General features: G+C 42.7%; 12 protein-coding genes. 5 read left to right on the top strand and 7 right to left on the bottom strand.

All coding sequences use genetic code 11. The features are described 5' to 3' along the window. The first annotated feature begins 3 nt into the window (after positions 1–3). Complete coding sequence (locus tag E0F88_RS20910) at positions 4–2,505, top strand: FtsK/SpoIIIE family DNA translocase (protein WP_131960229.1); 2,502 nt, start codon at positions 4–6, stop codon at positions 2,503–2,505. Between the two features lie 138 nt (positions 2,506–2,643). Beyond that, positions 2,644–3,294: an outer membrane lipoprotein periplasmic chaperone LolA1 gene (gene lolA1 / locus E0F88_RS20915; protein ID WP_131960230.1), complete on the top strand. Its 651-nt coding sequence runs from the start codon at positions 2,644–2,646 to the stop codon at positions 3,292–3,294. Between the two features lie 72 nt (positions 3,295–3,366). Here lolA1 and E0F88_RS20920 read toward each other — a convergent pair whose 3' ends face one another. The 7 genes from E0F88_RS20920 to E0F88_RS20950 all read right to left on the bottom strand — a co-directional run bounded on the left by E0F88_RS20920 (position 3,367) and on the right by E0F88_RS20950 (position 12,216). Next, positions 3,367–4,758: a putative oxidoreductase C-terminal domain-containing protein gene (locus E0F88_RS20920; protein WP_131960231.1), complete on the bottom strand. Its 1,392-nt coding sequence runs from the start codon at positions 4,756–4,758 to the stop codon at positions 3,367–3,369. Positions 4,759–4,907: 149 nt separating this feature from the next. Continuing rightward, positions 4,908–5,684 carry a 6-phosphogluconolactonase gene (locus tag E0F88_RS20925; protein ID WP_131960232.1) on the bottom strand — a complete coding sequence of 259 codons (777 nt, stop codon included), beginning with the start codon at positions 5,682–5,684 and terminating at the stop codon, positions 4,908–4,910. A gap of 77 nt (positions 5,685–5,761) precedes the next feature. Continuing rightward, positions 5,762–6,943 (bottom strand): N-acetylglucosamine-6-phosphate deacetylase, encoded by a 1,182-nt coding sequence (nagA, locus tag E0F88_RS20930; protein WP_131960233.1) that lies wholly within the window; start codon positions 6,941–6,943, stop codon positions 5,762–5,764. Between the two features lie 65 nt (positions 6,944–7,008). Next, complete coding sequence (locus E0F88_RS20935) at positions 7,009–8,325, bottom strand: sugar MFS transporter (protein ID WP_131960234.1); 1,317 nt, start codon at positions 8,323–8,325, stop codon at positions 7,009–7,011. 82 nt (positions 8,326–8,407) lie between these two features. Continuing rightward, positions 8,408–9,805, bottom strand: a complete 1,398-nt coding sequence (locus tag E0F88_RS20940; RefSeq protein ID WP_131960235.1) for a Gfo/Idh/MocA family protein — start codon at positions 9,803–9,805, stop codon at positions 8,408–8,410. A 150-nt stretch (positions 9,806–9,955) separates the two neighbouring features. Next, on the bottom strand, positions 9,956–10,951 hold the full coding sequence (locus E0F88_RS20945) for a Gfo/Idh/MocA family protein (RefSeq protein WP_131960236.1): 996 nt from the start codon (positions 10,949–10,951) through the stop codon (positions 9,956–9,958). A 206-nt stretch (positions 10,952–11,157) separates the two neighbouring features. Continuing rightward, the gene (locus E0F88_RS20950; protein WP_131960237.1) at positions 11,158–12,216 is read right to left on the bottom strand and encodes a LacI family DNA-binding transcriptional regulator; all 1,059 of its coding nucleotides are present in this window, start codon (positions 12,214–12,216) and stop codon (positions 11,158–11,160) included. A 205-nt stretch (positions 12,217–12,421) separates the two neighbouring features. Between E0F88_RS20950 and E0F88_RS20955 the strand changes: the two genes are divergently transcribed. The 3 genes from E0F88_RS20955 (at position 12,422) to E0F88_RS20965 (ending at position 18,471) form a co-directional block, all read left to right on the top strand. Further along, positions 12,422–13,159, top strand: coding sequence for a DUF6250 domain-containing protein (locus tag E0F88_RS20955; RefSeq protein ID WP_131960238.1), 738 nt, complete (start codon positions 12,422–12,424; stop codon positions 13,157–13,159). A 576-nt stretch (positions 13,160–13,735) separates the two neighbouring features. Next, on the top strand, positions 13,736–16,750 hold the full coding sequence (locus E0F88_RS20960; protein ID WP_165940123.1) for a SusC/RagA family TonB-linked outer membrane protein: 3,015 nt from the start codon (positions 13,736–13,738) through the stop codon (positions 16,748–16,750). Positions 16,751–16,830: 80 nt separating this feature from the next. Next, the gene (locus E0F88_RS20965; RefSeq protein ID WP_131960240.1) at positions 16,831–18,471 is read left to right on the top strand and encodes a RagB/SusD family nutrient uptake outer membrane protein; all 1,641 of its coding nucleotides are present in this window, start codon (positions 16,831–16,833) and stop codon (positions 18,469–18,471) included. Positions 18,472–18,553 lie beyond the last annotated feature (82 nt).

The following is an 18,553-nucleotide window of genomic DNA, read 5'->3' on the forward strand; positions in this document are numbered from 1 at the left end:
TAAATGGCAGTTAATAAACCCCGGGGAAATACACAACGGCAGCAGGAAGAGAAACCCGCGGGATCCCGTTTCCGCTTTTCGATAGATTGGGAAGGCATATTTTCCAGCCCAAAAGGTACTCTGGCATGGGGTATCTTTTTTATGGTGCTCGGTATTATTATGGAAGCTTCTTTTGTTTCCTATATCTTCACCGGCATTAAAGACCAAAGTATAGTTGACGGGTTAGGACAACAGTCCATCCGTGATGCAGGCAGGCAAACCCGTAATGTTTTAGGTGTTCTGGGTGCAGCCATTTCCCACATTTTTGTTTATCGCTGGTTTGGTATCAGTGCGATTCTACTGCCTGTGATCTCTGTTTTGGGAGGCTGGAAAATTGCTTTTGGAAGAGAGCCTTACTCCCTGACCCGGGTAACAAAAGAAGTTATTTTCTTTCTTTTATGGGGAAGTACGCTGATGGGTTATGTGATCCTGATGAGCAATATGGAGAGCAACCTCAGCTTGATTTCCGGAGGCCTGGGATATGCGGTAAACGTTTTTCTTTTCGACTGGCTTAAATGGGGAAGTATCGTTCCGATTCTGTTTGCCCTTTTTGTCTTCTCAGTTTATTTTTATGATGTAAGAGATGTTATTGATAGCTGGCAAAGCAAATATGACAAGGAAGATGAACCTGTTTTTGAAATGCCGGAGGAAGTTATACCGGCTGTAGAAAAGCCGGAAGAAAAGGAAGCGTTAGTGGAGACCACTTATGTTTCCGTAGTAAACGATACCTATGACGATACAGACGATCAGACGGAGCTTATTGATGAAGAACCGGAAGAGGAAACAGAGCCTGAACCTGAGGTAATCCTGCCTTTGCCGGTTGTGATGCCTGCCCGCCCGGCTGTTCCGGGAGTTCTGGAACTGGAAGTGGAAGATACACTTGTTAAGGAACCGGAAATATTTGTTGAGGAAGAGGAGGATGTGAACGCCTCTATCCTGCGGGAGTTTGGACAATATGATCCTACACTGGATCTGCCTTCCTATCAGTTTCCCAACGTTTCGCTTTTAAACGATGCTGTTGATAATACGCATGAAAAAGTGTCCCAGGAGGAACTGGAAGAGAACAAAACCAAAATTGTTGAGACGCTTGGCAGTTATGGGATCAATATCTCCAAAATAAAAGCAACCATCGGGCCGACAGTTACACTTTACGAAATCATTCCGGAAGCAGGTGTCCGTATTTCAAAAATTAAAAATCTTGAAGGAGATATCGCACTGAGCCTTGCGGCACTTGGAATACGTATCATTGCGCCAATGCCTGGTCGCGGTACAATTGGTATTGAGGTTCCCAACAAAAACCGGGAAACGGTTTTTATTCGTTCCGTTTTGTCCAATGAGCGTTTTCAAAAGTCGACGTATGACCTTCCGGTTATTTTAGGTAAAACGATTTCCAACGAAATCCATATTGCTGATCTGGCCAAAATGCCCCATTTGCTGATGGCAGGTGCAACGGGTCAGGGTAAGTCGGTAGGGCTTAATGTTATCCTGGCTTCGCTGATTTACAAGAAACATCCGGCAGAGCTGAAATTTGTACTTGTAGATCCTAAAAAAGTAGAATTAACCCTTTTCAATAAGCTGGAAAGGCACTTTCTGGCTAAACTTCCAAATTCCGGAGAAGCGATTATTACCGATACCAAGAAGGTAATTTTTACACTGAATTCTTTGTGTATCGAAATGGATTCCCGCTACGATTTGTTGAAGGAAGCATCTGTACGAAACCTGAAAGAATACAATCAGAAATTTGCGCAACGACGTCTTAATCCGGAAAAAGGACATCGTTTCCTGCCGTACATCGTTCTTGTTATCGATGAGCTTGCAGATTTGATGATGACGGCTGGCAAGGAAGTTGAAACGCCTATTGCCCGTTTGGCGCAACTTGCCCGTGCGGTTGGGATTCACCTGGTTGTTGCAACACAGCGCCCATCGGTGAAGGTTATTACGGGTTTGATCAAGGCCAACTTTCCGGCCCGTCTGTCTTTCCGTGTAACTTCCAGTATCGATTCGCGGACCATTTTGGACGCAGGTGGAGCGGAACAATTGGTTGGACAGGGTGATATGCTTTTATCCATTAACTCAGAAGTGATCCGTTTGCAGTGCCCGTTTATTGATACCCGGGAAATTGAGGATGTCTGTGATTTCATCGGATCGCAGCGTGGTTATGACGATGCATATGCACTTCCTGAATATGAGGGTGAAGACGGTGCAGAAGGTAAAAGTGAAGTCAATGTAGATGATTTTGATGGATTACTGCCTGACGCTGCCCGTTTGATCGTTACCCATCAACAGGGCAGTACATCGCTTATCCAGCGCAAAATGAAACTTGGATACAACCGGGCAGGACGTATTATGGATCAGCTCGAGTCAATTGGTGTCGTCGGACCGTTCACCGGAAGTAAGGCAAGAGATGTGATGTTCATGGACCTAAGCAGCCTTGATGATCATCTCCGCAATATGGGCATCAGCTGACCCTCATCTTTGTACCAATTCTTTTGATAGTCAATTTATCGCTTTAAACCATCCTATTCTTGTTTGGTCTAAAATTTGTAATAATTTATTTTAACAGAATACCCGTTAATTAACCTGCTAAGAACCAAATTGTTTGTTATGAGAAAAATAAAAATTTCAATCCTTCTGCTGGCGGTTTCAGTTTTTCTGACTGTTGCTTCGTTTGAGACCCGCGCACAGGGTGATAAAAAAGCTACGGCGATTCTGGATGCTATGAGCAGCAAATACCAAAAAGTGAAATCCTTCAAAGCACTGTTTACTTACACACCGGAAGGCGGAAAACCTCTTAAAGGCGATGTGACAACAAAAGGTACCAAGTTTCGTTTGAAAATGGCGGGGCAGGAAATTTACAATGATGGTAAACTGATGGCGACCTATATCAAAGAAACCAACGAAGTGAATTATCAGGATTTCGATCCGACAGCTTCGGGTGACCTTGATCCGACCAAAATATACTCGGCCTACAAAAAAGGGTTTAAATATGTTTTTGTAGATGAGAAAAAAGTAGGAGCGCAAGTTCTGGAAACCGTAGAACTGACACCCACCAACAAAAACAGCCAGGTGAGCAAAGTACAGATTCAGGTTAATAAAGCTGATAAGTCCATCAACAACTGGAAGATTTTCCAGAAAAATGGTGAAAAAGTGACTTATAAACTGGATCAGTTTCAGCCGGATGTAGCCGTTGCCGATAATTTTTTCACTTTCAATGCCAAACAATATCCTGGTGTTGAAGTGGTTGATTTGAGATAATTCTCAAACCAGCATAAAAAAAACAGGTCAATGCTAACGCGCTGACCTGTTTTTTTTATGCCCTGATATTTTTTACTTCTTCTCCTTTGCCTGTTTAAGCGCAAGTGTTGTTGTGTAATATTTGGCGATCATATTCGGAACTTCCCATTCAGGTAATTTGCCCGCTTTCAGGTATTCCATGTATTTATTTGCAACCTGAGCAAAGTGTGACTCGTGGCCTGTATCATATTTCGCAGGAATCGTTATTTCCCATCCGGCAGCATTTTTCTTTAATTCAATACCCGGAAATTTCTCCTGAACAGACTTAAAGCCGGTAGCAAGCGCATCTTCGTAAGCTTTGCTTTTGTCAGTGCTTTCGATGTACAATACGGGTTTGTATTTCTGATCTTTACCCTGGCGTACGATCAGGTTTGCTTTTGAACCTTTCATGATCGAGTAATGCGTGTCGCCGGTTCCTTCAGGTGCCTGAAAATTCCAGATAACGGAAACTTTTGCATGAACACCTTTTAATGTATAATTCAGTTCACCGTTCGAATAAACATTCAAAGTAGTGTCTTTTACATCCTTTTTAAGAAATTCAGGATAAGTATCGCTTTTTGTCACCAGCTTAAACTGAGAAGGAGTAATTTGTGTTGCGGAACGCTTGGTAGACAACAGTTTAATGTCATTTTTGTAATCCAGAGAAACATTTGGAAAACAGCTCCATTGAACCAGATCAACAAGGTGAGTTGTTACATCCACCATTCCTTCACCCTGCTGATTAACATCAAAAAACCAGGTCGGGCGTACCAGTGCTTCTCCTGAAATGTACTTGAAGAAGTGGTGAACACTTTCCTTTACAACGGATGGATTCGCTGGTGTTCCTTTTTGTAATTCACCAAAAATATCCGGAAGTAAAGCAAGTTCACGCTGAAGCGTATTGGTGATCTCATAACGTTCAGTCATGATGTCGTACAAAAGTACTTTGTTTTTTTCTGCACTGGTGAATGCTTCCTGCAATTTATCAAAACCTGCTGCGTCAATCGCCATCGGTTTGTCTGCAAGTACATTTAATCCTGCATCCACCGATTTTTTAATGAAGTCTGTTTTTTTCTGATTGTTCCCGGCCAGTACCACTACATTACCTTTCTTTTCGGAAATCATCTTGTCAAAAAAGTCGGTACCTGTGTACACTTCTTCTTTCCAGTGTGTCGGATCTTCAGGGCGGGTATTATATTTTTCAATTTTGTCAAGATACGCTTTTACGTCCGGACCTTCGGAAGCATATACGTGGACAACAGAATCAACATCTCCATACATGGATTTTTGAACCAAAGCAGCATGAAAATGACCCGGTTCTACCACAATAAGGCTCAGCGGCTTTTTCGACTCACCTGTCCCTTCTGCTTCTTCTTTTTTTTGATTACATCCCTGGTTCAATGCAAGTATGCCCGTTAGAGCGATCATAAACAGTTTTCCCTTCATTTGATTTTTGTTATAAGTCAGCGGCTGTATGTTAATAACGGATTGAGATTACAATTTTACTCTATTTTTTTCGGCCAATTCTAATTTTTTGCGTCCAAACGGTTTCCGATAACGTTTGAAGAAAACCGTAAAAATGAATATTTGTAATATCAGGCCTGACTATACGACGAGATTTCACCCAACTTCCCTGAACTGTCCTTATCAATAAACAAGGTGATACCGTGATGTTTTCGTAAAATGGTAGATGGGAACTGTTCGCTGATATCTTCTGCAACCGTGTTTAAAATGGCCTGTGCTTTTTTCTCACCCGGGACGATACAGTAACCATGTTTGGCTTTTAATAGAGAAGGAATTGTCAGGGTAATGGCATCTTCAGGAACTTCTTCAAGCGATTCAAAACATTTATCATTAACCTGCTGCTGACGACTCGCTAAGTCTAGCGCAACTTTTTTTACTAAAAGCGGATCATTAAAATCTGCAACGTGCGGATCATTAAACGCGATATGACCATTTTCTCCAATTCCCAAACAGACAATATCGGTGGGATATTCCGTAAGCAGCTTTGCATAACGTTTGCACTCTTCCTCAATATCGGGAGCGTTACCGTTGATATAGAAAACCTTATTTACGTCAACTTTATCAAATAAATTAACTTTAAGAAAATTGCCGAAATTCTGTGGCGCGTCAGCGGGAAGACCAACATATTCGTCCATGTGGAATGCATTTATTTTCTCCCAATTTATACCTTCTGCTACCGACAACGCTGCAAGAAATTCATTTTGAGAAGGAGCCGAGGCAAAAATTATATTGACATAATCCTGATTTTTCTGTAATTCCCGGATCTTTTCAGCTGCTTTTGCTCCTGATGCTGCACCCATTTCCTCCCGGGTTTTAAAAATCAGAATGTCTAGATTGTCAACTTTCATGTGTTGTGTTGTTTAAATTTTAACGCGGAGTTCTCAGGGTTACACGATCTGACGCGGAGCCTGCTTTGTTTTATTAATTAAAATTTGCTGTCATAGACTAACCGGCCGCCTACAAAGGTTTTTTCTACCCGTATATTTTCATCAAAAATGATGATGTCGGCATCTTTTCCTGCAACAAGCGAACCTTTGCTGTTTTCTACTTTCATTATTCTTGCAGGCGTTGCCGTGATCATGCGTACGGCATCAAGAAGCGAAACATCGGCCATTTGAATCATGGTTCTTACAAGTCGGTCGGAGGTAGAAACACTTCCTGCAAAAGAGGAGCGGTCGGGCAGCTTGGCTACGCCGTCTTCTACAATGACTTTTAAGCCGGTTTTTAACGGCCCCAAAACGCTTTCGCCTTCCGGCATACCCGCAGCCCGCATGGCATCGGTGATCAAAGCAGTTTTGTCGGCTCCTTTAATTTTGTAAATCAGTTTTAACAAAGGTGCGGGCAGATGTACACCATCAGCGATAATTTCTACATCCATATCCAAAAGAAAAGCGCTTTCAATAGTTCCTGCAAAACGGAAGGCATTTCTGCGCGTCACACCCGACATGGCCGAGTACAGGTGCGTTGCCAAAGTGTATCCATTTTCATAAGCATCAAGCACTTCTTCGTAGATCGCATCAGTATGTGCCACCGCTGCCAAAATACCTTTTTCATGTAACCTTTTACCAAAAGTTATTGCACCCGGTAATTCCGGCGCTGCACTCCATCGGGTAATAGAATTAGAGTAGGCAAGTACTTCCTCATATTCAGCCGGATCGGGGTTTCGGATGTAACGCGGATCCTGGGCACCACGCTGGCTGAGTGCAAAATAGGGACCTTCCAGATGCATGCCCAGGAATTGGGCACCTTTCAGGTTATGTTTATTTGCTGTTTCGTAAATATCCAGGGTCTTTAACAAATCCTCTTTTTCACTGGTGAGGGTGGTTGGTACCATGGCCGTTGTTCCGTAGCGGGCGTGTATTTCTGCAATTTTTAAAAATGCTTCTTCCGTTCCGTCCATAAAATCATATCCGCCGCCGCCGTGAATGTGCAGGTCGATAAACCCGGGAGATATATACTTCCCTCCGGCATCGATGAGCGTTGCATCCGGGAAATCCAGGTCTCCTTCCTTTACCGCTACTATTTTGCCATTTTCAACCAAGACAGTTCCATTGCGGATATACCGGTAGGGTGTAATGATTGTTCCGTTGGTTATTTTTAGCTTCATGAATTGGCGGTTAGCTGTGGGCTTTTAGCAATTAGCTTTTGATGTGTTAGATTGATTCATTAGAATCACCATTTTCGTAGTTTATGTCCTTTTACAGCATAAAAAACGAGATAAAGATAACAGGGGAAAAGCACCCAATAAGCTTGACGCAAATCGTAAACGTCGGCAAAATGTCCGTAGAAAAGTGGCATGATCGCATTTCCGCAAAGCCCCATAATCATGATTGAAGCCCCAAGTTTGGTAAAGCGCCCCAGATCATCCAGCGCCAGAGGCCAGATACCTGCCCAAACCAGCGAATTGGCAAGACCAAGAAGCACTACGAACCAAATGGAAACATCAGTTTGGTGACCAAGAAATGTAAATTCCCCTTTGGTGAAAATGATAAGTAAAGTAAATACGGTACCTAGAATTGTGCAGATTCGTAACGCATTAACCTGACTGATGAATTTAGGAATTACTGTAATCCCGATCAGGTAACCGCAGATGGTGCAGAATAGGGTATAAGAGGGAAATACTTTTGCTTCCAGTAATCCAATTCCCATAGATCCTGCATAACCGATAATCGTGTCGATGGCAATTACCTGTGTGCCAACATGAAGAAAAATTGCTAAGGCGCCGAGAATTAAATGCGGAAACTGAAAAATACTTGTTTTGCCCGCATTTGCAGTTGCCAGACTTTCATCTTCATGTTCGGTGTCTATTTCGGGAAGTGGCGAGCGGTAAACCAGAATTCCAAGGATAAAAAGGAAACTGCCAAGGCCGATATAGGGATTGATCACTCTGCGTATCAGTTCGTCCAGAGCAGAACTTCTTTCCACATCGGTCATGGAGCTGAGCTGAGCGAAAAGATCTGTATCGGTCGGTCTCAGAATGACTGCTGCGAAAACAATCGGAGATAAAATTCCGGCTGCCTTATTACAGATTCCCATGATACTGATCCGCTGTGCAGCCCGGTTTTTAGGTCCCAGAATGGTGATATAAGGATTGGCGGCAGTCTGTAAAATGGCAAGGCCAATACCGATCGTGAAAAGTCCCAAAAGAAAAATTTCATATGTTCGGGTCATGGCAGCTGGCACAAAAATAAACGCCCCCAAAGCCATTGCCCAGAAGCCAAACATCATTCCCTTCTTAAAACCCACCGCTCTAAGCAGATACGAAGAAGGTACGGACATTACAAAATAGGCGATGTAAAAAGCAAAGGCAACCAGATATGCTTGAAAACTAGTGAGTTCGCAGGCGATTTTAAAATACGGAATCAGGATGGAGTTGACCCACGAAACAAAACCGAAAATAAAAAACATCAGCCCGATCAGTAAGATAGACAGCATGGTTTGCCCTTTGGTCAGGGTTTCGACTTTGATTGCGGCGGACGCAGTTTTCATTTATATCGGGGTCAAGGGTTGGTAGTAGCAACAGTCCCGAAGGGACCAATTTGAATAGCCCCGGATGAAGCCCGGGAGCGAATTAAACAGTAGGTTCCCAACCTTTCTGATATTCTCTCTTCCAGAGTTTCGCAGCTTCTTTATTGTTTTTGATATGACCATTTTTCGGATCAACTTCCAGCATTCCACCGGTACGTACAGCAATATTGCCCAACTGACATAACAGCGTGCTCTGATGCCCTCCAACGATTTCGGCGTTCAGCGCTGACCCTTTTTTAATGCCATCAAAGAAATTCTGAATGTGGATTGCATCCAGCGCCTGCGACGGGTTCATTTTATTTCTAGGATCGATTGGCAGGTCATTCTTAACATGTTTTACCAACTTGTTATCCAGGTCGTAAACTTTATATTCGTTTCCGCCGTCGATCTGAACTGAACCTTTATCGCCATAAAATACAACCCCGACGCTGCTTCCTTCGATGGTCCGACCATTGCAGCTTCTTCCTTCCCAGGTCATTGCGGTATTGTTGTCAAAATTCCAGTTGATAACTTGTGTATCAGGTGTTTGCCAGTCATCCTGATAACGGAAACGGCCTCCCGATGAAGTCACATTTGTAGGATATTCAACGCCAAGACCCCAACGCATTAAATCGACCATGTGGGTTCCGTTGTTGAGTGCTTCGCCGGTTCCCCAGTTCCACAGCCAGTGCCAGTTGTAATGGATCAGGTTATCTTTATAAGCCACGCGGGGAGCAGGACCCTGCCATAAATCGTAGTTCAGCCATTCCGGAACAGCCGTTTCTTTCCCAATTCCGATAGATGCCCGGTTATTGGTATACCATCCTTTGGCAAAATAGGCACGGCCAATAACTCCGTTCTGAACTTCTTTTACGGCAGCAGCAACATTCGGCCAGGAGCGGCGCTGGTTGCCCATCTGAATTACATTTTTATATTTTTTTGAAGCGGCAACCAACAATTCACCTTCATTGGGATTGTGACTGCAGGGTTTCTCCAGATACACATGTTTGCCTGCTTTGGAAGCCAGAATTGCCGCCGGTGCATGCCAGTGATCAGGCGCAGCAATTACCAATGCATCCATGTCTTTATTTTCCAGTGCTTTTCTGAAATCCGGAATGTTGGCTGGCTTTGATTTCTGGAGACCTTCAACGGTTGTTATACACTTAACTGCCGCACGTGAATCCACATCAGAAATAGAGATAACCTCGCAATTAGGCTGCAGTGCGTAATTACTGGCCAGAGCCAAACCGCGGCTGTTAACGCCCATCATGCCTACCCGCACTTTTTCATTGGCACCGATAATGTTTGCATAACTTTTTGGACTAAAACCCGGAAGTATTCCTCCAAAAGATAAGAGTGCTGTTCCAGCCAGTGTTTTTTTTATAAAGTCTCTGCGGGAGTCGTTGCTTGAGGAGGTATTATGGCTCGCCAAAATTTCCTGATTATCTCTTTTTTCTGACATAAAGGTTAAGTTTTTAGGTTCAACTTGAATCGAAATCCGAACTTGGGTTAAATTACTTATGACGGTATCAACTTCGTAATAGATACGAAATCTGTTTTATATTAAGTTATTCACAATCTTTTACTTAGGTATCGTTGTGAATTCTTTCAACTACTTTTTTGCTTTGTTCATTACACTTTCCAGCGTAACATTTTTGCCGCCTTGTCTCTTACTTTCATCGGCTGCTTCCATGAATGCAAAAATTTCAATGGTTTCTGCGGGTGTAACCGGTACTTGTCCTGTCTGAAAGTATTTTATAATATCCGCCAAAAGTGGTTCATATCCGCCATAAGGCCCTAGAACTTTGTTGCCATCCTGGGTAAAGACTGTTCCGCCATAATCATGTTTTCCTGTACGTGTACCACGAAATGTACCTGTGCGGCCATCCGCCCAGATCCCGACAACGATGTCTGTGTCCGGCGTGCTTACGCGCGTTACACTTTTGCAGCCCGTTCCCATAACGGTATAAAGTGTTTCCACTCCGTGAATTCCATACCAGAAAAAATCAGGGTGTGTTTTTTCCAAAACAGCGGGACTATATGTATCTGCACCCAGGACTTTGGCTGTATCAATGGCCTCTATGCCTTTGATGTAACGAAGTGAAGATGCAGAGAAAACAGGGATTTTATATTTTTCAGCGGCTTTATATATCGCAATTGCATCTGAAAGCGAAGCAGCAACAGGTTTGTCAATAAACATTTTTTTACCTGCTTTCAGTACTTCAAGCGCTTGTGCAAGATGAAGCCGGCCGTCGTTTGTTTCAAGCAAAACCACATCTACTTTCGAAAGCAGCTCTTTGACGGAACCGGTAATTTCAACGCCGAGTTTTTTTACATCTTCAATATATCCGGGAATCCGTTTGGTGCTTGATTCAATATCCTTGCTGCCGTATGGATAAGCAGCAACGACTTTATAACCATCATATACCGGGTTAGGATTTTCAGCGTTTAGCCCTTTTGCAAAAGCTACGCTATGCGAAGTATCCAACCCGATAATGCCAACGCGTTTACCGTCAGCGGCCCTAGCCGACAAGCTATCCAGCAAGCCAATTGTAACGCTGCCGGCTATTGCTGAGCCAATAAATTTTCTTCTGCTTAGAATATTCATTATCAATTAAAGAAACGGGTTAGGAATAGCTTAATATTGATGGGTTCGGGTACGTACCCGCAAATTTACGATTATTATGTAGACTTCATGGATTTTTGGAAAAAAATTTACTTTTTATTTTGTTAAAGGCGCATTTACTGGAAAGAATTCTACTCTCTTAATACTTTAAGCAAAACTATTGCTGTTTGAATAATTGCCAAAGGAGTCTAATTCTGGTAAAATGCCTGGTTTTCCCGTGTGACAATATCAATAGGCATGAAGTGAATTTTTTCAACCGTTCCGCCTATTACCAGATTTTGATATAAAGCCATGATGCCGCGATAGCCCTGTTCCTCGGGTTTGTGACAAATAAGAAAGTCAATTACCCCGCTATTCAGAAAATCAATATTCTCTTTTAAGAAATCATAACCCACGAGGGCAATGTCGGTTCGATTACTGTTTGTCAGGAATTTAGCGACGGAGAAAACCCTGGAATTGGTCACAAAAATAGCTTCAATTTCTTCATTTTGGTTGAAAACCTGAGTCAGATGACGCGCTACGGAAAGGTAATCCGTATCTCTGATATCAATCCGTATTATTTCGTTTAATTGTTTTTGATCTTTGAAATAGGACCGGAAACCATCCTCGATCTGAAGATAATTGTAATTGTCTGTTTCCGCAGAAATATTCACGACCAGTACCTTTCTGTCTCCTTTTAGTCTGTAAGTCAATAGTTTAGCGCCAACATAGCCGCTCTGGAAAAGGTGCGGGCCGATGTAAGATAAATTGTGCTGATCCGGAACGTTGCTGTCAATAAAAACCAGAGGTATTTTCTGTTTGTGGCATGCTTCGGAGAACTGTTTTGCTTCTTCCAAAAATGATGGGGACATTAACACACCATTTACGTCTGCATCCAGAATCAGTTTACACTGCGTTTGAAACGAATCTTTATCGTTTAGATCAAAGAAAAATGTAGTTAGCTGAACACCGTATCTTTTAACCTCATTACCAGCCCGTTTTACGCCACGCAAAGGTGATTCCCAAAAATCGGTCTCTTCCGAAACCTTTGGAATTAACACGGCAAGCGAGATGATTTTACGCGAAGCCAGCCGGCTGGCCAGAATATTTGGCTGATAGTCGAGTTCTTTGATAATGTCATTTATCTTCTTTTTTGTCTTTTCCGAAACACCCGTCCGGTTGTGAAGTACCCGGTCCACGGTAGCTATCGATACGTTGGCTCTTCGGGCGATTTCCTTGACACCCAAATATGCATTGTCTTTTTCCATTCAGGAATTCAGAATTTTAATTTTAAAGAGGCTAAGTGCAAATGACAGCAATTGCTTTGAATATCACCAAATAAAATGTGCTTTTATCATACAGGATTGTTTTTCTTTTCTGTTAGTGCCCTTTATGCTTCTTCTTTCCTACTGTTTATTTGGGCTTCATTGATTATTTTTTTAGACCTTGCAAAATCATTATTTGAACATAAAGATGCCAAATACGAATCAGGCTAATTTTTTTGATGGATCCCGTTTGTTATTCAGATATGCAGTAATCTGTGTTTTTTTATTGGCTGCCAGTCAAATTTCCGCTCAGCCGGTCAAAAGAGACAAGGTTCTGTATAAAGATGATTTTGAGAAAAGTTTGAATACAAAAACCTGGAAAGTCGAAATGGTGCCGGGTCCTACTGCGTCTGTTTCAACAAAAAATGGCAAGTTGATTATAGATTCTCCAGGAGGGGTGAGTGTATGGCTTAATCAAAAGCTGTCAGGAAATATAAGCATTGAATACGATTGGAAAGTAATCGCTGATGGTGGTAAAAATGACCGTCTTTCAGATCTGAACCAGTTTTGGATGGCGGTTGATCCTAAGAACGCAAACCTGTTCACCAGAAATGGTGTCTTTGAAGCCTATGATTCTTTACGTTTGTATTATGTAGGCATGGGCGGAAATGCAAACACAACAACCCGTTTCAGAAAGTATCACGGCAATGGCAAACGGCAGCTTTTAAAGGAATATACCGATAAAGAACATTTGCTGAAACCAAATCAGACGTATCATATTAAAATCCTGGTTTTAAACGGGCAAACCAGCTTTTGGGTTGACGGCGAACGTTACTTTGAGTACAATGATGAAAATCCGCTTACTGAGGGTTACTTCGGTTTTCGGTCAACCTGGTCGCGACACGAAATTGATCATTTTCAGGTCAGTAGAATTAAATCAGAGTAAAAGGCTTTTTAGTAAACCTATATTTCTGATCATACGCCGCTTGGCCGGCATTGGGTGCTTTCTCTACTTTTGTAAAAATTGAATAAAGCTGCTTATTAATTTAATTAATCCAACATTTTTTTAACAATCCGATAATTCTGCCTACGAAATCACAAAAGCTCTTGTTAGTTTAATTTCAATATATTTACTTTGTCTATCTATTAAGTAGATTATGAATTAAGGGCTGTTAGCCACCAGCAGTTTTCGATTTTTTCAATCTTGATTTTAAGATTAAGCAGGCAATGAAAGCAATTTCCTTGCATGGGAAAATTATGTCTGGTTAATAGGAAAGCCATTTTTCGACTGGAAACAGTCAAGCTAAATATCTTTTACCCCGTTCTTTATACACTATTCAGTATAATCCACTCCTGATACCCGGGAGACAGCACATGCCGGACTTGCCGGATTTTCGGTGGTTGTCAATTCATGCTTGCCCGGCCTGACTGTCGCAGGGTATCAGGAGTGGTCATTCAATATCTCTATTCAGCCCAAGCACCGTATTTAAGCGATTCAACGTCGCATTTTTCAATAACCCATATGCTCAAAATATTATTAAAAAATCTCCTGTCTCAGAGGAGACTTCTCATCCTGTATGTTCTGGTATTTTCTGGTTTGAAGGTTTACGCGCAGCAAATTACCGTGAAAGGTAAAATTACCTCAGCATCCGATAAAACTGAAATACCGGGCGTTAATGTCGTTGTCAAAAATTCGACAACGGGTACGTCATCCGATGCGCAGGGAGATTATGAACTCCATGTCAGTTCCGGTGCAATTTTAGTTTTTTCAGGAATCGGGTATGTCACTCAGGAAACTGTTGTCGGTGGCCGTACGACCATTGATATTTCGCTTGTATCGGATACCAAACAACTCGATGAACTGGTTGTGGTAGGTTACGGAACTCAGAAAAAGCGGGATCTCACCGGAGCAATTTCTTCCATTTCAGCAAAAGATTTAGCCGAAACACCCGCAGCCAACTTTCTTGCCAACGCGCAGGGACGACTTGCTGGTGTGGATATTGTAAAAACCAGCGGAGCGCCCGGCTCTGATTTTACGATTCGTATTCGTGGGAACCGTTCTATTAATGCCAGCAACAACCCCTTGTATGTCGTAGACGGGATTCCAACGGATGTCAATATCAATGATTTTAATCCCAATGATATTGAGTCCATGGAAGTACTGAAAGACGCAAGTTCCGTTGCTATTTACGGTTCACGCGGTGCGAACGGTGTTATCATTATCACAACTAAAAAGGGAAAAGAAGGCAAGGCGGTGATCAGCTATGATGGTTATTATGGTGTCAAAAAAGCAAAGAAAGATATAAACCTGATGACCGGTATTGATTTTGCAAAATACATTCGGGCTTCAAGAGGCCTTGCGGCTGATGACGCCAGCCAGGATGCATCGTTTTTAAGTGGTATTGAAATTGAGAACCTTGCCAAAGGCGTTTCTACCGACTGGCTGGATCTGATCCTTCGCGACGGCGTGCAGCAAAGCCATCAGTTATCGGCAAGCGGAGGTAATAAAAACACGACCTATTATTTGTCAGGATCTTATTTTAACGAAAAAGGAATTCAGCAAAAAAGCGATTACAAACGATATTCTTTCCGCACAAACATTGAAACAAAACTAACGGAAAGGTTAAAAGTCGGACTGAGTGCAACGGTAACCAATGATTTGCAAAACACCATGTCGAATGCGCCTTATACGAATGCATTGTCATTTTCGCCGCTGGTATTACCTAATGATGCGAACGGCAAATTTGTAGCTTATCCCAACCCGCGTGAGGGAAATGCAACCAATCCGCTGCTGGAATATCAGCCCAACCAATATGTGAATGAAAGAAAGAAATATCGTGTTTTCGCTAACATTTATGGAGAATATAAAATAGCGGAAGGACTTCGCTACCGACTTAACTACGGGCCCGATCTGAACACCTCCCGTATAGGAAATTACAACGGAACACTTGCAGGAAGTACCAATAATGCGGCAGTTGACAACCAGCAAAACTTTGCCTACACACTTGAAAACATTCTGAATTTTGACAGGAAATTTGACAAACATGCTCTAAACGTCACAGGGCTTTTGAGTACGCAAAAAAACCGGTATGAATCTTCGCTGATCAGCGTGCGTGACATCCCTATCGAAACCTCTTCTTTTTACGATGTAGGAAGTGCCGTTGAAATTTTAGACAAACGGAGCTCGCTTACACAATGGGGGTTACTATCGTACATGGGCCGGGTAAACTACGGATTTAAAGATCGTTATTTGCTAACGCTGACCGGCAGAGCTGATGGTTCTTCACGTTTGTCAGCCGGAAACAAGTGGGCGTTTTTCCCTTCCGTATCTGCGGGCTGGGTTATTTCAGAAGAGTCATTTTTAAGTAAAGCAAAAGCTATTTCTTTCCTGAAAATCAGAGCGGGATATGGACAGGTTGGCAATACTTCCATTCAGCCATACCAAACGCTTGGAGGTCTGAACCGTTCTAGTTATGCATTTGGCTCCGAGCCTGCATTCGGTTATGCACTGAATGTTATTCCTAATCCTGATTTACGCTGGGAAATTTCGAAAACAATTAATGTCGGTGTGGACTTAGGATTCCTGAACGACCGGATTTCGGGTTCCCTGGAATTGTACGACACCAAAACAAGCGATTTGCTTCTCAGCAGGCTGATACCGATTACTTCCGGGTATTCTTCAATTTTACAAAACATCGGTTCTACCAGAAACAAAGGCTGGGAGCTGACATTAAACGGCAGTATTATCAATTCATCTACGGGTTTTAAGTGGGACGTAACGGCAAATGTTTTTTCCAACAAAGAAGAAATTGTTGAATTGTTCAACGGTCGCGATGACGATGTAGGAAATCAGTGGTTCATCGGTCAGCCGATCAGTGTTTTTTATAGTTTTAAACAGGCAGGAATCTGGCAAAGCAGTGAACTTACCAAGGCAACTGAAGCTGGTCAGCGCCCGGGAGATGTCAAAATTGAAGATGTAAATGGCCGCGATGCAAAAGGAATACTAACCAAATCACCGGATGGTAAAATCAATGCAGATGACCGTACAATTTTGGGTTCAACGGTTCCAAAATGGAGTGGCGGAATTACAAACCGTTTTAGTTTCAAAGGCGTTGACTTTTCGTTTCTGGTATTTGCCCGTCAGGGACAAATGTTACGGAGCGATTTTCACAATCTCGGAGGAAATCAATGGCAGGGAAGATATAACAGTATCAATTTTGACTACTGGACGCCAACCAACGAAACCAACGAAATTCCAAGACCTTATGCAGCGTCAGCTCCGTTGTATGCCGATGCAGTTCGTTATTTCGATGGTTCATTTGTTAAAATCCGCAACATCACTTTGGGTTATAATTTGCCAAAAAGTCTGTTGGGCAAAACAGGAATTTCGAGTCTGCGTATTTACGGCACAGCCGACAACGCCTTTATTTTCTCGAAATACAAATTGGTTGATCCTGAATCGTCGAATGGCATCGTAGGAGGAAGCACACCGATGTCCGCAGCGACCTATGTCTTGGGTATAAACCTTAAATTTTAACAAACTATCTAAAAGGCAAATATCAGCAAAACAGTTGATCGCGCCTGTCCGCTAATAGCCAACAGCTAACTGCTAAATATATGAATAAGATAAAATACATTCTCATTTCGATCATCTTCCTGGGAAGTTTCTCTGCCTGCAATGATATTCTGGAAGAAAACCCGGTAGGTTTGGCTACGGCTGAAAGTTACTACGCAACACCGAAAGGAATTGAAGACGGATTGAAAGCGGTTTATACTACGCTTCGTAAGTTTTATGGTCAGGAAGAAAGTTTTTTCCTCACCGTAACCGGAACCGATGTTTTTACCAACGGTTTTGGTGGTGTAACCAACTCGCCGGATATCAATAATTACTCGGTAAACTTGCTGGGTACCAACGCGATGATAACTGCTGTCTGGAACAATTTCTATATCGGAATCAACCAGGCCAACGCGGTGATCAGCAGGGCACCAAAAGTGCAGGGATTAAGTGAGACTGAAAAACAGCGGATCATTGCAGAGGCGCGTTTTATCCGGGCACTCTATTATTTCCATCTTGTGCAGCAGTTCGGTGATGTTCATTTTTCGCTGGAAGAGACCATCGGTGTACAGACAACGGCCAACAGAACGCCGGTCAAAACTATTTATGACCAGGGAATTATTCCTGACTTGCAATTTGCAATTGCTAATTTGCCTGCCAAAGCAGCGAAATATGGAAGGGTTACAAAACCTGCTTCGGAAGCCTTACTGGCGCGAGTTCAGCTTACTTTGGGAAACTGGGCGGAAGCTGAGAAGCTGGCTTCTTCGGTTATTAAAAGTTATGATTTTCAGCTGCTAAAACCGTTTTCAAGACTTTGGGATATTACCAACGATGTTAATTCGGAAGTGATCTGGTCTGTGCAGTTTACAGCAGATCCGCTCACAAACGGGGATGGAAATCAGAGTCATTTGTTCTTCATTTTTGACTATGCCCAAAATCCGACTATCATACGTGATTTGGCAAATGGCCGGCCTTATCAGCGTTTTATGCCGACAAACTATCTGATCAAACTTTTTGATCCGGCAAAAGACAGCCGCTGGGACGGTACTTTCAAAACGGTCTGGATAGCGAATAACAAAGGAACAATCAATGGTAAAACGGTCTCACCAGGTGACACAGCCATCAAAATTGTGCCTTATCCCGTAGCTGACGCCGTACAAAATGCAGCACCGTACTGGCTGATCGACTTCAACGATAACTGGGTTGGTGGCACCATTACAAATCTGGAATTTGGTGGCGGGCAGCGGAGGCGTTTTCCTGCTGTCAAAAAATACCTGGATCCTTTGAGAACAAGTATCAACGCCGTGGATGGAAGACGAGATTTTACAGTGCTCCGACTTGCTGAATTGTATCTCATTGCAGGAGAAGCGGCATGGCGTCAAAGTAAAAATGCGGAAGCGGCGGCTTATTTCAATGTTGTCAGAACGCGGGCTGCCATTGAAGGAAAGGAAGCTCAGATGCAGATCACGGCTGCCGATGTCAATCTGAATTTTATTCTGGATGAAAGAGCGAGGGAACTGGTTGGAGAGGTTGACAGATGGTATGACTTGAAAAGAACAGGTACGCTGTTGGAACGCGTGAAAAAATACAATCTGGATGCAGCTCCGAATATTAAAGAAATGCATTTGGTCCGTCCGATTCCTCAGACACAACTTGACAGGGTAACTAATCCGGGAGAATTTGCTCAGAATCCGGGATATTGATATGTTGACTTAGTCAGCTAACTTTTATTACCCATCCGACGGTGAAAAAACCGTTGGACGGTAACAAACTACAAAGAAAACC

Source organism: Dyadobacter psychrotolerans (assembly GCF_004349265.1).
GTDB lineage: Bacteria > Bacteroidota > Bacteroidia > Cytophagales > Spirosomataceae > Dyadobacter > Dyadobacter psychrotolerans.

Coding starts and splice junctions, on each gene's coding strand:
- E0F88_RS20910 (WP_131960229.1), top strand. CDS start 4: ATGGCAGTTAATAAACCCCGGGGAAATACACAACGGCAGCAGGAAGAG.
- lolA1 (WP_131960230.1), top strand. CDS start 2,644: ATGAGAAAAATAAAAATTTCAATCCTTCTGCTGGCGGTTTCAGTTTTT.
- E0F88_RS20920 (WP_131960231.1), bottom strand. CDS start 4,758: ATGAAGGGAAAACTGTTTATGATCGCTCTAACGGGCATACTTGCATTG.
- E0F88_RS20925 (WP_131960232.1), bottom strand. CDS start 5,684: ATGAAAGTTGACAATCTAGACATTCTGATTTTTAAAACCCGGGAGGAA.
- nagA (WP_131960233.1), bottom strand. CDS start 6,943: ATGAAGCTAAAAATAACCAACGGAACAATCATTACACCCTACCGGTAT.
- E0F88_RS20935 (WP_131960234.1), bottom strand. CDS start 8,325: ATGAAAACTGCGTCCGCCGCAATCAAAGTCGAAACCCTGACCAAAGGG.
- E0F88_RS20940 (WP_131960235.1), bottom strand. CDS start 9,805: ATGTCAGAAAAAAGAGATAATCAGGAAATTTTGGCGAGCCATAATACC.
- E0F88_RS20945 (WP_131960236.1), bottom strand. CDS start 10,951: ATGAATATTCTAAGCAGAAGAAAATTTATTGGCTCAGCAATAGCCGGC.
- E0F88_RS20950 (WP_131960237.1), bottom strand. CDS start 12,216: ATGGAAAAAGACAATGCATATTTGGGTGTCAAGGAAATCGCCCGAAGA.
- E0F88_RS20955 (WP_131960238.1), top strand. CDS start 12,422: ATGCCAAATACGAATCAGGCTAATTTTTTTGATGGATCCCGTTTGTTA.
- E0F88_RS20960 (WP_165940123.1), top strand. CDS start 13,736: ATGCTCAAAATATTATTAAAAAATCTCCTGTCTCAGAGGAGACTTCTC.
- E0F88_RS20965 (WP_131960240.1), top strand. CDS start 16,831: ATGAATAAGATAAAATACATTCTCATTTCGATCATCTTCCTGGGAAGT.